Origin of the sequence: Cupriavidus gilardii, assembly GCF_008801915.1 — a bacterium.
In the GTDB taxonomy this organism is placed as follows: Bacteria; Pseudomonadota; Gammaproteobacteria; order Burkholderiales; family Burkholderiaceae; genus Cupriavidus; species Cupriavidus gilardii.
In genome coordinates this window covers 14,912-30,856 of record NZ_VZOV01000019.1, presented here as the reverse complement: position 1 = coordinate 30,856, position 15,945 = coordinate 14,912, and the positions used below count along the sequence as shown (strand labels likewise).

Here is a 15,945-nt window from a genome sequence, read left to right as displayed (position 1 = left end):
TCAGATAAAGATAAGCCGCTGGATTCCCGCCTGCGCGGGAACGATATTTCCATCCCACCTCGGCGGCGCGCTTGCCGCCGCGCCTCTCACACCTTGTGATGAATCGGCCCGGGCACCGGCGGCAACGGTGCGCCGCGCTCCCCGCGTTCGCCAGGCTCGGGCGTGTCGATCGCGTCGGCCGCTTCGGCTCCCACGATCGGGCTGGCCGGTTCGCTGTCGTCGGCAGCCTGCAGTTCGTTGTAGACGCCGAGGATGCCCGGCCCGATCGCCGCCGCCTTGGCGATGCGTTCCGCCGTCGGCCGATCGGCCACGCGTCCGCGCAGCCGGATGCGCTTGTCCTCGATTCCCACCTCGATGCCCTGCGGCATGGCGCCGCCGAATTCCTCGGCGATATGGTCGCGTGCCTGCCGCAGCAGGTCGTCGTCCTGTGCGGCGGTGTCCGTGCCGGTCGGCGGGGAAGGCTGCGAAGGATTGGCGTTTGTCATGGGCATGCTCGTCGGGGTCAGCCAGGAAAGGAAAGGGGGCGCGCCGTGGTGGTTCTCGCGCGCCCGGCCAATGAGACAGCAGCGCCGCGCCATCAGCGCTGCGCGATACCGCTGCGCCAGGTCACGGTCCGCGTCGACATCGACTTGCCCTGCGACAAGCGCTCTTCGAGCATCGGCAATGCCCGCTTGGCGAACGCGCGCAGCGCCGGGTCCTTGCCGATTTCGGCCTGCCGCTGGAACAGCGCCAGCGCCTGCCGGTTGGCGTCGACCGCGACGATCTGCACGAACATCCGGTCGAACTCGGCGCCCTTCAGCGAACGCAGCTTGGTGACCTCGGGCGCTTCGGGCAGCCGCTGTTCGGGCTGCACGCCCTTGCTCTGCGCGATGCGCGCCAGTTCCGCCGCGAGCGCGCGGTAGTCGCGCGCGGCGCTGCGGGCGTAGGCCAGCAGCGTCGGATCGGCGGAGACCTCGAGCGCCATGCTCGCGGTCTCGACGCCCATCGCGGCGGTCAGGATCGCTTCGTCGATAAAGCGCAGGTCGTCGGTGGACAGCGACGTCGCGGGCGGCTTGGACGCCCCGGTGGGCGGCGTCGCCAGCGGCGAGGTGGCGGACGGCTGCGCCGACACCGCGCCGGCAGCAAGCGCGGTGGCCACGGCCACGGCGGCCAGCAGCAACTGGGCCGCCATGCGGGGGGTGGATGCGATCGTCATCGCGGATCTCCATCGACGCAACGCCGCCGGCGCGCCAACGCCGGTGGCGTGCATCAGCTCTCGGACTTGTGGTCCGGCTTGCCCTTCTGCGGCGTCGATGCCATGTCGTGCAGCTCCTTCTCGCTCATCGACTTGTACATCGACTTCGACGCGCCCTTGAGCTCGCCGACCTTCCTGTCGCCACGCTTGGCCGACAGCGCCGCGCCGGCGGCCATTTGCTGCGATTTCGATTTGGCTGGCATCGGGTCCTCCATTCATTGACAGTCAGGGTCGGATGGTGGGTGAGGGTTGCAATCTTGCAAGCCTTGTAAATCCCGGTCGCTGCCGCAGCCCGCAGGCAAGCGGCATTCGACGTCGGCGGGGCGTCAGCGGGACGGCTGCGCCGGTTGCGAAACGCCTTCCAGGGCCTCGCCCGCGCCGCCGGTATCGCCGGTCTTCACCGCCAGGTCGCCCAGCGACACCATGCCGACCAATTGATGATCCTTGTCGATCACCGCCAGACGGCGGATCTGATGCGCTGCCATCTTCTCCCGCGCGGTATCGACCGACTCGTCGTCGCTGCACCACTGCACGTCCTGCGTCATTGCCTGCGTGACCTTGGTGTTGGCCGGGTCGGCTCCCGCGGCGGTGCATCGCACGGTAATGTCGCGGTCGGTGACCATGCCGGTCAGCCGGCGCCCGTCGCAAACGGGCAGCGCGCCGACGTCGAGCTGGGCCATCAGTTCGGCCGCGCGCTTGATCGTGTCGTCCTGGGTCAGAAAGGCCGGCTGTGCGGTCATCACATCGCGTAGAACGCCGCCTGACCGTTGGGCGCCGCCTCCTTGCATCTGGGTTGCCATCGTCGTTTCTCCTTGCGGATGGTTGGCACTGCGTGCGCTTGGCACGCATCGACGGTTTCGCAAGATGCGTTCCAGAGCGCCTGCCGGGATGACGCCGCCGTGACACGCCGGGCGCGGCCGATCGCCGCGACGGTACGGTTCTTGCGCGGCTGCATCGATACGGGCGCGCATCGCGCCGGACCACGTGCAGGAGAGCGATATGCGAAACGAATCCATGCGACGCAATCGGCCGGACCAATCCTGGCCTGGCTACGACCAACGTGACGATGGCTGGAGCGACAACCGCTCCGAACGCTGGGCCCAGGACGACTGGCAGGCGGAATCGGAAGGCAACGAGTGGGAGTCGCGCTGGCGCCGCGCGCAGATGACGCCCTACCAGCTCAGCGAGGGCGGCCCGCCGCGCGGCGCGTTCGATGACGACGATACCTATGGCACCGGCTATGGCCGCGAAGCCGGCCGGCAGGGCCAGCCATACCGCGGCGGCGGCAACGGGGGCTATGGCGAGGGCCGCTACAGCGGCGAGCAATACACCAGCGGTCAGTCAGGCCGCAGTCAATACGGCCGCGCGCAAGGCGGCGGGCAAGGCGGCGGTGGCGGCCAGTATGGGCGCGGCCAGTACGGGCGCGGCGATGGTGGGCGCCGCCAGGGCGGTGGCCGATACGGTGGCGAGTCCGGTTATGGCGCCCAATATGGTTCAGATTACGGCGGCCGATATGGGCGTGAATACGGCGGCCCATCGGGCAGCGAATACGGCGGTCAGTACGGCGGTCAATATGGCGGCAGCGGATACGGCAGCAGCGGATACGGCCGCGGCGAATCGTCGACCCGCCGCAACGAGTACCGCACCGACCCGTGGCAGTCGGGCTATTCCGGCGCCGCGGCACTGGAGACGGGCACCGGACCCTCGTACGCCACCGGCACGCGCGGCGACGAATGGAGCGACGAGGACGAGCGCTACGGAGGAACGGCCGGCACCACCACGTGGCGCGGCGGCCAGCGGCAAGGGATGCGCAACCGCGACCAGGACTGGCTGCGCGAGGCCGAACGCAGCAGCGGCTACAGCAACGCCGGTACGTCGAACTACGGCTGGGACCGCTTCGACGACGACTGGCCCGGCCGCAACTACGCGGTGCCGGAACACCGCTACGGCGGTGACTATCGCGAGGAACGGTCGGGCCGCGACGCCGGCCGGCTGTCGGCCGGGGAGCTGAGCTATGGCGGCGGCTACGGCGGCGAATATCGCGGCGAATATGGCCGCGACGAGCGTCGCGATCGCGACGACGATCGCGATGGACACGGGCCGCTGTACAACATCGGCCGGCGCATCGGCGAGGCGGTCAGCGAATTCTTCGGCACCGACGACCGGCCGCAGCGCCGGGTCGGCCCGAAGGGCTATCGCCGCAGCGACGAGCGGATCCGCGAGGCGGTGTGCGAACGGCTGGCCTATGCCGAGGGGCTCGATGTCAGCGAGGTGACGGTCGACGTCAACGGCGGCATCGTCAAGCTCGGCGGTACCGTCCGCGACCGCAACGAGAAGTACGACATCGAGGATCTGGTCGACAATGTGTTCGGCGTGACCGACGTGGAGAACGATATTCGCGTCCGCCGCGACAGCGGGGAATCGCCGGCGAAGATGGACGATCTGAAGGGCTGGACGCCGGACTGATCGCGACGGCGAGGCGGGCGGGTCTGTCCGGCGCCCGCCCGCCGCCTGCCCGTTGCCTGCGCCTGCCTGCGCTTGCGTGCGCCACCGCACGCGTGTCAGACAGCCGCCGATGGCGCCGCGCCGCCTGCTTGGGCAATATTGCGCCCACAACAGGGAGGGCGCCATGACCGCCAATGAGGGTTTGATCGCCGCCAACCGCACGGCGGCACCGCGCGATGCCGGCGCCCCGGCATCGGACCAGGCCGACACCGGAAAAACGCGCGCGCCATGGTGGCAGCCGGGCGTCTACTGCAGCGCGCCGGCCGTATTTCTGTGGATCGCGTCGCGCCTGCCGGAAGACATGCTGGCCCATATGTTCCGCGGCGATTCGATGCCGCTGGTGCTCAATCAGCTTGGCGACGCGCTGTTCTTCTGCGGCTGGGTCATCAGCGCGATCCTGCTGTGGGGCAGCCGGCGCCAGCCGCCAGCCGCCTGACTCGCGAATTCCATCATCAACGGCTACGAGGCCGCGCCCGCCACGCCGGCCTCCTCGCGCCTGAGCACGCGCAGCCGCAGCACGCCCGGCAGCGCTGCCAGCGCCTGCTCCAGCTCGGCCGAGGGCGCCTTGTCCAGATCGGTGACGACATAGCCGGTGGTGCCGCGCGTCTCCAGATGCTGGCCGGCGATATTGATGCCCTCGCGCGCGAGCAGCGTGTTCAATGCCGCCAGCGCGCCCGGCGCATTGCCGTGGACGTTCAATAGCCGCGCCGGACAATCGACCGGGCCCGGATCGACCTCGGGGAAATTGACCGCGCCGATGGTGGCGCCGGTGGTCAGGTAATTGACCAGCTTGGCCGCGACCTCGACGCCGATGTTCTGCTGCGCCTCCTCGGTGCTGCCGCCAATATGCGGGGTCAGCAGCACGTTGGGCAGGTTCTGCAGTTCGCTGACGAAGGCGTCCTTGTTGTTCTTCGGTTCGCTGGGGAAAACGTCGATGGCGGCGCCGCCGAGCCGTCCCTGGCGCAAGGCTTCGGCCAGCGCGGGAATATCGACCACGCTGCCGCGCGAGGCGTTGATCAGCATCGCGCCGCGCTTGAAGGCGGCCAGCACGGTCGCGTCGATCATGTTGCGCGTGCGCGGCGTCGCCGGAACGTGCAGCGTCACCACGTCGGCATGCGCGACGGCGTCGGCCAGCGAGCCGGCCGCCTTGGCCGAGCCCAGCGACAGCCGCGGCTGCACGTCGTAGTAGACCACCCGCATGCCCATCGCCTCGGCCAGCACGCCGACCTGCGAGCCGATATTGCCGTAGCCGACGATGGCGAGCGTCTTGCCGCGCGCCTCGAAGGCGCCGGCCGCGCCCTTGGCCCATTTGCCGGCATGCGCCAGCGTGTTCTTCTCGGGGATCCGGCGCAGCAGCATCACCGCTTCGCTGACGACCAGTTCGGCCACCGATCGCGTATTCGAGAACGGCGCGTTGAATACCGGAATGCCGGCCGCGGTCGCGGCGGCGAGATCGACCTGCGAGGTGCCGATGCAGAAGCAGCCGATCGACAGCAGATTTCCCGCGTGGCGAATGTCCTCGGCATGCAGATGGGTCGCCGATCGGATGCCGATCAGCTCGTTGGCGGCCAGCACTTCGTGCAGCTCGCCGCCGGCCAGCGCACCGGCGCGGCGGTCGACCTGCAGTCCGGCCTCGGCCAGCCGTTCACTGGCGCTTTCATGAATGTTTTCGAGCAGCATTACCTTGGTCATCGCGGCCTCGCATGGCGATCGTGGTGGGCCCGACGGTGTCGGTGCAGCGCTCTATCTTGCCTCAACTTCGGCAGGGAAGTGAGGTAGGCGACGATTTGCGGCGCGCCGGCCGGGCTGGCAGCGGGCCGCGTTCGGCGCTCTTGGCGTGAGACGTGGAGTGGGCGCCCGAGTGCGAGCCGGAGTGCGCGGACGTCGATGTCCTGGCCGAAGCGCCGAGCATTGCGTGGGCACGGATCAGCGGGGTCTCGTCGTTCGCCGCTTCCGCGTGCTGCGCATCGCGCCGGTCGCTGAATTCGTTCAGGTTGGCCTGCATCCGCTGCAGCATCGTCGACAGCATCGCGCGTTCGTCGCTGGTGAACGGGCTGACCGACACCGAATGCAGGGCCTTCAGCGACTGCGCGATGCGCTGCACGCGCGCGCGCTCGGCCTCGGGAACGACCGGCTGTCCTTCGGGCAGCGCGGGGCCGCACGCCATGCCGGCGCCGTCGACGAAACCGATCCAGCGATCGCGATGCAGTTCGGCCAGCAGATGCTCGGCCATCTCGACGTCGATCAGGATCGCGCCGAGGTAAGGGCGGTGGCGGACATAGTCGCCGCGCGCGATGGCACGCAGCAGGATCCATTTGACGTAGGTCAGGCCGGAGGTCGACAGCGTCGTATCGAGCGCGCGCTGCCAGGCCTTCATCGCCTCGACCAGGGCCACGATCGTCGGCTCTCCTGCATCACTGCGGTGCAGCGTCATCCATGTCTCCCTGTCATGTTTTTGAACGGCGTAACGTACACGAAAACCATGGCAGTTCGAGGGCAACTAAGGGAAATCGAGGACAACGTTTCCCTTCGATATGACGGCTGCGCCGCAGCTTTCAAGCCGCCGCCATCGCCGCCTCGCGATGACCGACCGGCCGGTCGTCGATTGGCCAGTGCAGCACGACCGCGCCGAGCCCGACCACGATCGCGCCGATCCACACCAGATCGTAGGAGCCGGTCCGGTCGAACAGATAGCCGCCGAGCCAGACGCCGAGGAAGGAGCCGAGCTGATGGCCGAGAAAGACGAAGCCGAACAGCGTCGCCACATAACGGGTGCCGAACACCTGCGAGACCAGGCCGCTGGTCAGCGGCACGGTGCCCAGCCAGACGAAGCCCATCACCGCGGCGAACACGAAGACGCTGACGCTGGAGAGCGGCACCAGCAGGAACAGCGCGATCGCCGCGGTGCGCAGCAGATAGATGCCGGCCAGCGCGCGATGGCGCCGCACATGGTTGCCGAGCAGCCCGCACAGATAGGTGCCGGCGATATTGGCCAGCGCGATGATCGCCAGCGCGATCACCGCGTCGCGCGCGGACAGTCCGCGGTCGAGCAGATAGGCGGGCAGATGCGAGGCGATGAAGGCGAGCTGGAAGCCGCAGGCCAGGAAGCCGATGTTCAGCAGCCAGAAGCCGCGATGCCCGCAGGCCTGGCGGATCGCGGCGCGCATCGATTGCCGGTTGCCATCCGTGCCCGCCTGCGCCGCGGCCGATGCCTCGCTCGATGCCAGGGTCGATGCCGGGGTCGATGCCTCGGCTGCCCGGGCGCCGCGTTCGCGCAGCGGCCATACCAGCGGCAGCGCCAGCAGCGCGCAGACGGCCATCGACCACAGCGCGGCGCTCCAGCCGATCCGCTCGACGCCCGCCTGCACCGCCGGCACCAGCAGGAACTGGCCGAGTCCGCCGAACGAACCGGCCACGCCCAGCGCCCAGCCGCGTCGCTGCGCGCTGACCAGCCGGCTCAGCGCGGCGAACACCACGCCGAAGGTCGTGCCCGACAGCGCCAGGCCGAGGCAGATGCCGGCGCTCCAGACGAAGGCGGCGTGGGTGGTCGCCTGCGTCATCGTGTAGAGCCCCAGCGCATACAGCAGCAGACCGGCCAGCATCACGCGGGCCGAGCCGAAGCGGTCGGCGATCATGCCGGCGAACGGCTGCGCCAGCCCCCAGACGAGGTTCTGCACCGCCATCGCGAAGCCGAACGCCTCGCGCGTCCAGCCGCGCTCCATCGTGATCGGCAGCAGAAACAGCCCCTGCACATGGCGCATGCCGAGCGCGAGGCCGAGGATCAGGCCGCCGGCCACGACCAGCACCAGCGGATCGGTGGCGGACGGCCGGGGAGCGGGGGAGCCGGGCGGGGAGGAGGAGCGGGACATGGTCGTGACGGCCTTCGGATGAGCGGTTAGCATGCGGTGAGATCACCGGCTTCCATTAAGCCGGCTGCATGGGGGCAGCTCAATTGATTTCTTTGTCCGCTCGCATGCGCTACAGGAATGTGAAAGGCCGCCATGCAAAACCTCGTCAGCCTGCCCTCGCTCGATCTGCTCAAGGGCTTTGTCGCCGTCGGCCGGCGCATGAGCATCACGCTCGCCGCCGAAGACCTGTGCCTGACCCAGTCCGCGGTCAGCCGGCAGATCAGCGCACTGGAGGCGCAGCTCGGCGTGCCGCTGCTGGTGCGCCGGCATCGCGCGATCGCGCTGACCAGTGCCGGCGAGCGGCTGTTCCGCAGCGCCAATGCCGCGGTCCAGCAGATCCAGGACGTGGTCGGCGAGTTGCGCGTGCAGGTCGCGCAGCGGCCCGTCACGCTGACCGCGAGCGTCGGCGTCACCGGGCTGTGGCTGCTGCGGCGGCTGGGGCGCCTGCAGCAGGCGCATCCGGAGCTGGAACTGCGGCTGTCGGCCAGCAACCAGGTGGCGGACCTGCGCGCCGAGCAGATCGATCTGGCGATCCGCTACTGCGCCGCCGACCATGCGCCGCCGGGCGCGATCGCGCTGTTCGGCGAGACCATCGTGCCGGTCGCCCATCGCGCGCTGGGCGTCGCGGCGATCGACAGCGTGCGGGCGCTGCAGGGCCTGAATCTGCTCGAGCTCGACGACGACACCAATCCGCGGTTGCGCTGGCGCCACTGGCTCGAAGAGCGCGGCTGGCAGGGAGCGAAGCCGCGCGCGATGACGCAGTTCAACCAATACGACCAGGTCATCCATGCCGCGCTGGCGGGACAGGGCGTCGCGCTGGGGCGGCTGGAACTGATCCGCGACCTGCTCGACGACAGGCAGCTCGGCGTGGTCGCCGCGCCGCCGCCGGCTTCGGGCGACAGCTTCGGCTACTGGCTGATCCAGGCGGACGAGCGTCCGCGTGCCGATGTGCTGAAGGTGGTGGCATGGATCCGCCAGGAGGCGGCGGGGCATCGGATCGGAAGTTGACTTTCCCGAGTCCGGCGGTGGGTCTCTGTTGAGTCCGGTCAAAATACTGTATAAACATACAGTATCCGAAAGCCGAGTCTTTCCGGCGCTGTGAAGCGCACAACAGCGCACAAGAGCGCGCACACCAACGCACAGATGGTGCACGGAGAGACCTAGAGATCACCATGATTGTGTCATCGCCTGCCGTCACGTCACCGCCTTCCGTGCCGCAATCCCCGCTGGAGCGCCAGCGCGCTCTGGCCGAACTGGAACGGCGCCATCCCGACCTGTGGCGGGCCGGCCAGCTCGGCCGCGCCGCCTCGCTGCCGGTATGGCCGACCGGCTACGACGCGCTGTCGGCACAGCTGCCCGGCGGCGGCTGGCCGGTCGGCGCGGTGACCGAGCTGCTGGTCCCGGACCACGGCGTCGGCGAAGTGCGCCTGTTGCGGCCGGCCTTGCAATCGCTGACCGCGGCCGGGCGCCGGCTGGTATGGATCGGCGCGCCGCATGCCGTCAATGCGCCGGCGCTGGCGGCCTGGGGTTTGCCGGCCCGGCAGGTGTATTGGGTCAGGGCCAACGAAGAGGAGGGCGCGGCCCGCCAGGCCGCCGCCAAGGGCAGGCGGCCGGCCCGCCAGACCGCTCAGGCCATGCAGGCTGCCCGGCAGGCCGATCTGCTGTGGGCCGCCGAGCAGGTGCTGCGCAGCCAGGCCTTCGGCGGCGTGCTGGTGTGGCTGCCCTCGGCCCGTCCCGAGGCGGTGCGGCGGCTGCAGGTGCTGGCCCAGGCCAGCGACGCGGTGGTCTGGGTCTGCCGTCCGGCCGCGGCGCTGCGCGAATCGTCGCCGGCGGTGCTGCGGCTGCTGCTGGCGCCGCTGCCCGGCAATGCGTTGTCGATCGTCTTCCACAAGCGGCGCGGACCGGTGCGCGACACCCCGCTGATCCTGCCGCTCGGCGCGATGCCGGCGGTGCCGGCCGGGCGCTCGGCGGTGGCCGAGCCGATGTCCGAATCGATGCCGGAATCGGTGTCCCCGGTGACCGGAAGCGCCGGAAGCGCCGGAAGCGCCAACGAATCCCTCCACGAGTCCGATCATGCCGTTCTGGATCGCGGTGCATCTGCCGCGCCTGCCGCTGGACGCGCTGCACCCCAGCTGGCCTGAGGCCGCGGGCACCGCCGGCAGCAACACCGGCGGCAACATCGGCACGCTCAACCATGCGGTGCCGACGGTCGTGCTGGAGCAGGAGCGGGTGGTGCTGGCCAACCGGCCGGCGATGGCGCTGGGCGTGTCCGCCGGCATGCGGCGCGGCGGCGTGCAGGCGCTGTCGGCGGAGATCGTGCATCTGGAGCGCGACCCGGCCGCCGAAGCGCAACTGCTGACCGCGGCCGCGCTGGCGCTGCTGCGCTTCACGCCGCAGGTCACGCTGGACGAGGAACTCGGCCCCGCCACCGTCGCGCTCGACGTGACCGCCAGCCTGCGCCTGTTCGGCGGCCATCGCGCGCTGTGCCGCGCGGTGCGTGCCTGCGTGCGCAGCCTCGGCACCTTCGCGCAGATCGGCTGCGGCACCACCGCCCATGGCGCCGCCTGGCTGGCCGCGATGCCGCTGCGGCTGGGGCGCCGCGGCCAGGTGCTGCGGCCCGCGCGGCGGGCGGTGCGGGCCGAGCGGATGGCGCGGCTGCTGGACCGGCTGCCGGTCGAGATGCTGGCAAGCCTGGCCGATCCGCGCTGGCTCGACGGCATCGGTTGCCGCACCGTCGGCGAGGTCCGCTGGCTGCCGCGCGCGGGACTGCAGCGCCGGCTCGGCACCGACCTGCTGACGCGGCTGGACCAGGCTTATGGCGAGACGCCGGCGCGCCTGGGCTGGTTCGCCGCGCCGCCGACCTTCGCCGAACGGATGGAACTGCCGGGGCGGACCGAATCGGCCGCCGGCGTGCTGGCCGGCGCCCAGCGTCTGCTGCAGGCGGTGGCCGGCTGGCTGACCGCGCATCAGGCCGGCGTCACGCGCTTCGTGCTGCGCCTCGAGCACGAACGCCAGCGGCGCGACGCCGCCATCGCCGCCACGCCGGTGACGGTCAGCCTGGCCCAGCCCAGCCGCGATCCCGGGCATCTGTCGCGGCTGCTGCAGGAAAAGCTCGACCGGCTGCAGTTCGATGCGCCGGTGGTCGGCCTGATGCTGAAGGTCGAGACCGTGGCCGAATGCCTGCCGCAGAGCGACACGCTGTTTCCGGAGCCGGGCGGCGGGCAGGCCGAACTCGGCCGCGTGCTCGATACGCTGGTGGCGCGGCTGGGCCGCGAGAACGTGTTGCAGCCGCATCCGCTGGCGGACCATCGGCCCGAATGCGCCAACCGCTGGCGGCCGGTCGACGAAGCCGGCACGGGCCGCGCCAACGGATCGCCACGCGCGGCCGCCGGGTCGGCCGATGCGGCTGTCTTGCCCGATCGCCCGCTATGGCTGCTGGAACCGCCGCTGCGCCTGCCGGTGCGCCGGCACAGCCCCTGTCACGGCAGCCCGCTGACGCTGCTGTCCCGGCCCGAACGCATCGAATCAGGCTGGTGGGACGGCGCCCTCGCCACGCGCGACTACTTCATCGCCGAACGCGGCGACGGCCTGCGCTGCTGGATCTACCGCGAACGCCCCGGGCGAGAAGGAGAGGAGGAGGGGGAGTACCGGTGGTTTTTGCATGGGTTGTTTGGATAACGTCACCCGGGCGGTTGAAATCAGCGAGGCATGTCCCCATAATCGCGGATGTAGCGGCGTGGCGGTTTAAACGACAACGCTTGGCCCAGAGCCACCTGCGACAAACTGCGTCGTAATCGTAAGCGTACTTTGAGTACGTCAGGTCTGGGTACCGCACCTTTCGATAGCCTCCCTTTCGGGAGGCTATTTTCATATGGCCATCACCATCTATTTGGACGAAAGCGGTTGTTTAGGCTGGAAATTGGATGCTCCATATCAACGTGGAGGATCAAGCCGGCATTTCACTCTTGCCGCCGCAATCATCCCTGATGGTCGCGAATCGATTCTGACCCGTCCTGTCAGGGGCCTATACACTCGACGCAAGCGTCCGCTTTGCCGCGAGTTGAAGTCGGTGGAGCTTTCATCAGGGGAGCGCGTCGGCTTTGCACACGAGTTGGTAAAGATCCGCAGCGCTCATGCGGGTGTCCACTTCGTTGCCATCACCGTGCGCAAAGAAAATGTAAGCGCTGCGTTCCGCAATCACCCAAATGGCCTGTACAACTACATGGCCAAATTGTTGCTGCTGGACGTGATGGCTGAAAGCGATTCTGTGTGCTTCATCCCGGATGCCCGCTCACTCAAGACCGAATTGAAGCATGTGTTGCATGACTACCTTCGTACCGAGTTGGCCATAAGGGGCGCCACTACGCAGTTACAGACCACCCCTTGGGAAAGCAAGGATAGCTTGGCACTCCAGTTTGTCGACATCTTGGCGGGCATCGTCTGGGCACATCATGAGTTCCGTAATTGCCAAGCGCATCGCATCGGGACTTCCGCGATCCTTCAGAAGAGGCTGTTTTTCTAGGTGAACTGCAAAGGTGTTGTGACCCATCTCTCGCAGAGCAACGTCGATTAGAGGGCCAAGCTCGCACTGCACAATCCGCCTTGCCTTCGGCGGCCATAATACTGTATAAATATACAGTATCGATCCAGGGCGTTCCCCTCGCAGTGCTGTGTCCCAAGCTCCACCCCAGCTCCCCTTTTCCACGTCGTCGCTGCCGCCATCGCTGGCGTCGCTGCTGCTTGGCAGCCTGCCGGACTATGCGGAGCTGCACTGCATTTCCAACTTCACCTTCCTGACCGGTGCTTCTCATCCCGAGGAGCTGATCGAGCGCGCGCTGGCGCTGGGCTATCGCGGGCTGGCGCTGACCGATGAGGCCTCGGTGGCCGGGACGGCGCGGGCGCATCACGCGCTGAAGACGCTGCGCGAGCGCACCTGCGAGGCGGTGGAGCGCAGTGCGGCGCGGCTGGCGAGGATGGCCGCCGGCGCCTCACCCGACGACGCGGACGACGATGACGAATACGACGATGACGACAACGAAATGTGGCTCGCGGCGCCATCGTCAGGCCCGGGGGCAGCCGCTGCCATGGCCGATTCGCCGGCAGGCGGGGCGGTCCAGCCGGAGTTCCTGCGCCGGCATGCGCGCCTGCTGGCCCGTGCCGAGGCGGCCGAAGCCTTCCGGCTGCTGATCGGCAGCCGCATGACGCTGCAAGCGGGCGAAGGCAAGGGCAAGGGCGAAGCCACAGGCGAGCTTGATTTGCGGCAACGGAAAGTCTCGTCCGAAGTCCCGCCCGAAGCCCCGTCCGAAGTCCCATCCGAAGTCCCATCCGGTATCCGGCTGATCCTGCTGGCGCAGGACCGCGAAGGGTTCGGCAATCTGTGCGAGCTGATCACGCTCGGACGCCGGCGCGCCGACAAGGGCAGCTACCAGCTGTACCAGCACGACATCAGTGATCCCGCTGCCGAAGAAGCGCATCTGCGCGGCATGCCGCATTGCCTGGCGCTGCTGCTGCCGGACTACTGCGCCGACCCCGACACGCTGCGTGCGCAGGCGCAATGGTGCCGCGCGGTCTTCGGCGAGCGCGTCTGGATCGCGCTGGAACTGCTGCAGGAACATGCCGACGCGCTGCATCGCGAGCGGCTCGAGGCGGTGGCCGCCGACACCGGCGTGCCGCTGGTGGCCGCCGGCGCGGTGCAGATGCATGTGCGCTCGCGCAAGCCGCTGGCCGATGTGCTGACGGCGATCCGGCTGGGGCAGCCGCTGGGCGCCTGCGGCACCGCGCTGGCGCCCAATGCCGAGCGCCATCTGCGGATGCGGCAGCGGCTGTCGCGGCTCTATCCGCGCGAGGCGCTGGCGCAGACGGTGAAGATCGCCCAGGCCTGCGACTTCTCGCTCGATGCGCTGCGCTACGAATATCCCGAGGAGCTGGTGCCGAAGGGCCATACGCCGAGTTCCTACCTGCGCCAGGAGACGCTGGCCGGCGCGGCACTGCGCTATCCCGACGGCATTCCGCAATCGGTGCGGCAACGGCTCGAGGACGAGTTCGCGCTGATCGAGGAAAAGGGCTACGAGCATTTCTTCCTGACCGTCTACGACATCGTCCGCTTTGCACGCGGCAAGGGCATCCTGTGCCAGGGCCGCGGCTCGGCCGCCAACTCGGTGGTCTGCTACTGCCTGTACATCACCGAGGTCAGCCCCGAGCAGACCAATCTGCTGTTCGGCCGCTTCATCTCGCGCGAGCGCGACGAGCCGCCCGACATCGACGTCGACTTCGAGCACCAGCGGCGCGAGGAGGTGATCCAGTACATCTACGAACAGTACGGCCGCCATCGCGCCGCGCTGGCCGCGACGCTGATCACCTATCGTGCCCGCAGCGCGCTGCGCGACGTGGGCCGCGCGCTCGGCATCGACCCCGGCGTGGTCGAGCAGGTGGTCAAGGGCCAGGCGTGGTGGGAGAGCGGCCACACCTTCGTCGAACGCATTGCCCGCTACGGGCTCGACCCCGATTCGCCGGCGGTGCGCCAGTGGGCCAGCCTGGTGGCGCAGCTGCGCGGTTTCCCGCGCCACCTGTCGCAGCATGTCGGCGGCTTCGTGATCGCGCGCGACAAGCTGTCGCGGCTGGTGCCGATCGAGAACGCGGCGATGGAGAAGCGCAGCGTGATCCAGTGGGACAAGGACGATCTCGAATCGCTGGGCCTGCTGAAGGTCGATGTGCTGGCGCTCGGCATGCTGACCGCGATCCGCCGCGCGCTGGCGATGATCCCGAATCCGAATCCCGCGCATCCGCAGCTGCCTTGCCGCATGGAGGACATCCCGCAGGACGACGAGGACACCTACGACATGCTGTGCAAGGCGGACACCGTCGGTGTGTTCCAGGTCGAGTCGCGCGCGCAGCAGTCGATGCTGCCGCGGCTGCAGCCGCGCCGCTACTACGACCTGGTGGTCGAGGTCGCGATCGTGCGGCCGGGGCCGATCCAGGGCGGCATGATCCATCCCTATCTGAAGCGGCGCGAGATGGTCCGCCGCACCGGCAAGCTGCCGACCTATCACAACGAGGTGATCCGCCGCGTGCTGGGCCGCACGCTGGGCGTGCCGATCTTCCAGGAACAGGTGATGCAGCTGGCCATCGACGCGGCCGGCTTCACGCCGGGACAGGCCGACCAGTTGCGCCGTTCGATGGCCGCGTGGCGGCGCAAGGGCGATCTGAAGCGCCACCAGGACGCGCTGATCAAGGCGCTGACCCGCAACGGCTATCCGGAGGCGTTCGCGCAGGCGATCTGCAAGCAGATCGAGGGCTTCGGCGAATACGGCTTCCCCGAAAGCCATGCCGCCAGCTTCGCCAAGCTGGTCTATGTCAGCGCGTGGATCAAGTGCCATCATCCCGCGGCCTTTCTTTGCGCCTTGCTGAACAGCCAGCCGATGGGCTTCTATTCGCCGTCGCAGCTGGTGCAGGACGCGCGCCGCCATCGCGTCAGGTCGCTGCCGCCCGACGTGACGGTCAGCGGCTGGGAAAGCGTGCTGGAGAACGACGCGGTGCGGCTGGGCCTGAACCGGGTCAAGGGCATGCGCGAGGCCGCCGCGCTGCGGATCGAACGGGCCCGGCTCGAGCGGCCCTTCGCCAGCGTCGAGGATCTGGTGCTGCGCGCCGGACTCGATCGGCACGATATCGACGTGCTGGCCGCGGCCGATGCGCTGCGCTCGCTGGCAGGCCATCGCCGCCAGGCCCGCTGGCAGGCCCGCGCCGCGGCGGTGCAGGCCGCGCATCGCGACCTGCTGCACAGCGCGCCGCCGGCCGAGGGCGCGCTGGCGCTGCCGGCGCCGAAGCTGGGGCAGGAGCTGGTGGATGACTACGCCAGCCTGGGCCTGTCGCTGAAGGCCCATCCGCTGACGCTGCTGCGCCGGCGCCTGGCGGGAATGGGCTATGCCACCGCGCGCGACCTGGCCCGGCTACCCAATGGGCGGCGGGTGCGGGCCTGCGGCATCGTCACCGTGCGCCAGCGGCCCGGCACCGCCAGCGGCACGATCTTCTCGTCGATCGAGGACGAGACCGGTTCGGTCAACGTGATCCTGTGGCCCGACCTGGTCGAGCGCCAGCGCAAGGAGGTGCTGGGCGCGGCCTTGCTCGGCGTGGTCGGCACCTGGCAGCGGCAGGGCGAAGTCCGGCATCTGATCGCCAAGGAACTGGTCGACCTCAGTCCGCTGCTGGGCCGGCTGGTGGCGGGCAGCCGGGATTTTCATTGACGTTGTTGCAGGGCGGCTTCGTTGCGACAGCCGCTGGGCCCCCGCCTTCGCGGGGGCG

General features: G+C 69.2%; 14 protein-coding genes. 7 read left to right on the top strand and 7 right to left on the bottom strand.

Features of this window, described 5'->3' with window-relative positions; translation table 11 throughout:
* Nucleotides 1-86 precede the first annotated feature (86 nt).
* From F7Q96_RS19840 to F7Q96_RS19825, 4 genes are all read right to left on the bottom strand, one after another.
* Nucleotides 87-485 carry a BON domain-containing protein gene (locus tag F7Q96_RS19840; RefSeq protein ID WP_053823639.1) on the bottom strand — a complete coding sequence of 133 codons (399 nt, stop codon included), beginning with the start codon at nt 483-485 and terminating at the stop codon, nt 87-89.
* Nucleotides 486-577: 92 nt separating this feature from the next.
* Nucleotides 578-1,195: a DUF4142 domain-containing protein gene (locus F7Q96_RS19835; protein WP_144425931.1), complete on the bottom strand. Its 618-nt coding sequence runs from the start codon at nt 1,193-1,195 to the stop codon at nt 578-580.
* Nucleotides 1,196-1,248: 53 nt separating this feature from the next.
* A complete protein-coding gene (locus F7Q96_RS19830) occupies nt 1,249-1,437 on the bottom strand; it encodes a DUF3008 family protein (protein ID WP_006576892.1) in 189 nt (62 codons plus the stop codon).
* A gap of 123 nt (nt 1,438-1,560) precedes the next feature.
* A complete protein-coding gene (locus F7Q96_RS19825; protein WP_226995040.1) occupies nt 1,561-2,250 on the bottom strand; it encodes a CBS domain-containing protein in 690 nt (229 codons plus the stop codon).
* On the opposite strand from F7Q96_RS19825, the gene F7Q96_RS27240 reads away from it, so the two are divergent.
* Together F7Q96_RS27240 and F7Q96_RS19815 are read left to right on the top strand one after the other, a co-directional pair.
* A complete protein-coding gene (locus tag F7Q96_RS27240) occupies nt 2,234-3,700 on the top strand; it encodes a BON domain-containing protein (RefSeq protein WP_249041693.1) in 1,467 nt (488 codons plus the stop codon). The two genes, F7Q96_RS19825 and F7Q96_RS27240, sit on opposite strands and share 17 nt — an antisense overlap.
* Before the next feature lie 163 nt (nt 3,701-3,863).
* Nucleotides 3,864-4,175, top strand: a complete 312-nt coding sequence (locus F7Q96_RS19815) for a hypothetical protein (RefSeq protein ID WP_053823644.1) — start codon at nt 3,864-3,866, stop codon at nt 4,173-4,175.
* A 23-nt stretch (nt 4,176-4,198) separates the two neighbouring features.
* Here F7Q96_RS19815 and serA read toward each other — a convergent pair whose 3' ends face one another.
* The 3 genes from serA to F7Q96_RS19800 form a co-directional block, all read right to left on the bottom strand.
* Nucleotides 4,199-5,431, bottom strand: a complete 1,233-nt coding sequence (serA, locus tag F7Q96_RS19810) for a phosphoglycerate dehydrogenase (protein WP_053823645.1) — start codon at nt 5,429-5,431, stop codon at nt 4,199-4,201.
* Nucleotides 5,432-5,492: 61 nt separating this feature from the next.
* The gene (locus F7Q96_RS19805; RefSeq protein ID WP_053823646.1) at nt 5,493-6,173 is read right to left on the bottom strand and encodes a hypothetical protein; all 681 of its coding nucleotides are present in this window, start codon (nt 6,171-6,173) and stop codon (nt 5,493-5,495) included.
* Nucleotides 6,174-6,294: 121 nt separating this feature from the next.
* Nucleotides 6,295-7,608 carry an MFS transporter gene (locus F7Q96_RS19800; RefSeq protein ID WP_053823647.1) on the bottom strand — a complete coding sequence of 438 codons (1,314 nt, stop codon included), beginning with the start codon at nt 7,606-7,608 and terminating at the stop codon, nt 6,295-6,297.
* A gap of 132 nt (nt 7,609-7,740) precedes the next feature.
* Here F7Q96_RS19800 and F7Q96_RS19795 point away from each other — a divergent pair, with 132 nt between their 5' ends.
* The 5 genes from F7Q96_RS19795 (at nt 7,741) to F7Q96_RS19775 (ending at nt 15,887) form a co-directional block, all read left to right on the top strand.
* A complete protein-coding gene (locus F7Q96_RS19795; protein ID WP_053823648.1) occupies nt 7,741-8,655 on the top strand; it encodes a LysR substrate-binding domain-containing protein in 915 nt (304 codons plus the stop codon).
* Between the two features lie 164 nt (nt 8,656-8,819).
* The gene (locus tag F7Q96_RS19790) at nt 8,820-9,788 is read left to right on the top strand and encodes a damage-inducible protein (RefSeq protein ID WP_151023167.1); all 969 of its coding nucleotides are present in this window, start codon (nt 8,820-8,822) and stop codon (nt 9,786-9,788) included.
* The gene (locus tag F7Q96_RS19785; protein ID WP_053823649.1) at nt 9,721-11,325 is read left to right on the top strand and encodes a Y-family DNA polymerase; all 1,605 of its coding nucleotides are present in this window, start codon (nt 9,721-9,723) and stop codon (nt 11,323-11,325) included. Before F7Q96_RS19790 ends, F7Q96_RS19785 begins: the two co-directional genes overlap by 68 nt.
* A 193-nt stretch (nt 11,326-11,518) precedes the next feature.
* A complete protein-coding gene (locus tag F7Q96_RS19780; RefSeq protein ID WP_082371705.1) occupies nt 11,519-12,169 on the top strand; it encodes a DUF3800 domain-containing protein in 651 nt (216 codons plus the stop codon).
* A gap of 190 nt (nt 12,170-12,359) precedes the next feature.
* Nucleotides 12,360-15,887: an error-prone DNA polymerase gene (locus tag F7Q96_RS19775; protein WP_053824570.1), complete on the top strand. Its 3,528-nt coding sequence runs from the start codon at nt 12,360-12,362 to the stop codon at nt 15,885-15,887.
* Nucleotides 15,888-15,945 lie beyond the last annotated feature (58 nt).

Excerpts from the sequence above, each read along its gene's own strand:
- F7Q96_RS19840 (WP_053823639.1), bottom strand. The coding sequence starts at position 485 with ATGACAAACGCCAATCCTTCGCAGCCTTCCCCGCCGACCGGCACGGAC.
- F7Q96_RS19835 (WP_144425931.1), bottom strand. The coding sequence starts at position 1,195 with ATGACGATCGCATCCACCCCCCGCATGGCGGCCCAGTTGCTGCTGGCC.
- F7Q96_RS19830 (WP_006576892.1), bottom strand. The coding sequence starts at position 1,437 with ATGCCAGCCAAATCGAAATCGCAGCAAATGGCCGCCGGCGCGGCGCTG.
- F7Q96_RS27240 (WP_249041693.1), top strand. The coding sequence starts at position 2,234 with ATGCGAAACGAATCCATGCGACGCAATCGGCCGGACCAATCCTGGCCT.
- F7Q96_RS19825 (WP_226995040.1), bottom strand. The coding sequence starts at position 2,250 with ATGGATTCGTTTCGCATATCGCTCTCCTGCACGTGGTCCGGCGCGATG.
- F7Q96_RS19815 (WP_053823644.1), top strand. The coding sequence starts at position 3,864 with ATGACCGCCAATGAGGGTTTGATCGCCGCCAACCGCACGGCGGCACCG.
- serA (WP_053823645.1), bottom strand. The coding sequence starts at position 5,431 with ATGACCAAGGTAATGCTGCTCGAAAACATTCATGAAAGCGCCAGTGAA.
- F7Q96_RS19805 (WP_053823646.1), bottom strand. The coding sequence starts at position 6,173 with ATGACGCTGCACCGCAGTGATGCAGGAGAGCCGACGATCGTGGCCCTG.
- F7Q96_RS19800 (WP_053823647.1), bottom strand. The coding sequence starts at position 7,608 with ATGTCCCGCTCCTCCTCCCCGCCCGGCTCCCCCGCTCCCCGGCCGTCC.
- F7Q96_RS19795 (WP_053823648.1), top strand. The coding sequence starts at position 7,741 with ATGCAAAACCTCGTCAGCCTGCCCTCGCTCGATCTGCTCAAGGGCTTT.
- F7Q96_RS19790 (WP_151023167.1), top strand. The coding sequence starts at position 8,820 with ATGATTGTGTCATCGCCTGCCGTCACGTCACCGCCTTCCGTGCCGCAA.
- F7Q96_RS19785 (WP_053823649.1), top strand. The coding sequence starts at position 9,721 with ATGCCGTTCTGGATCGCGGTGCATCTGCCGCGCCTGCCGCTGGACGCG.
- F7Q96_RS19780 (WP_082371705.1), top strand. The coding sequence starts at position 11,519 with ATGGCCATCACCATCTATTTGGACGAAAGCGGTTGTTTAGGCTGGAAA.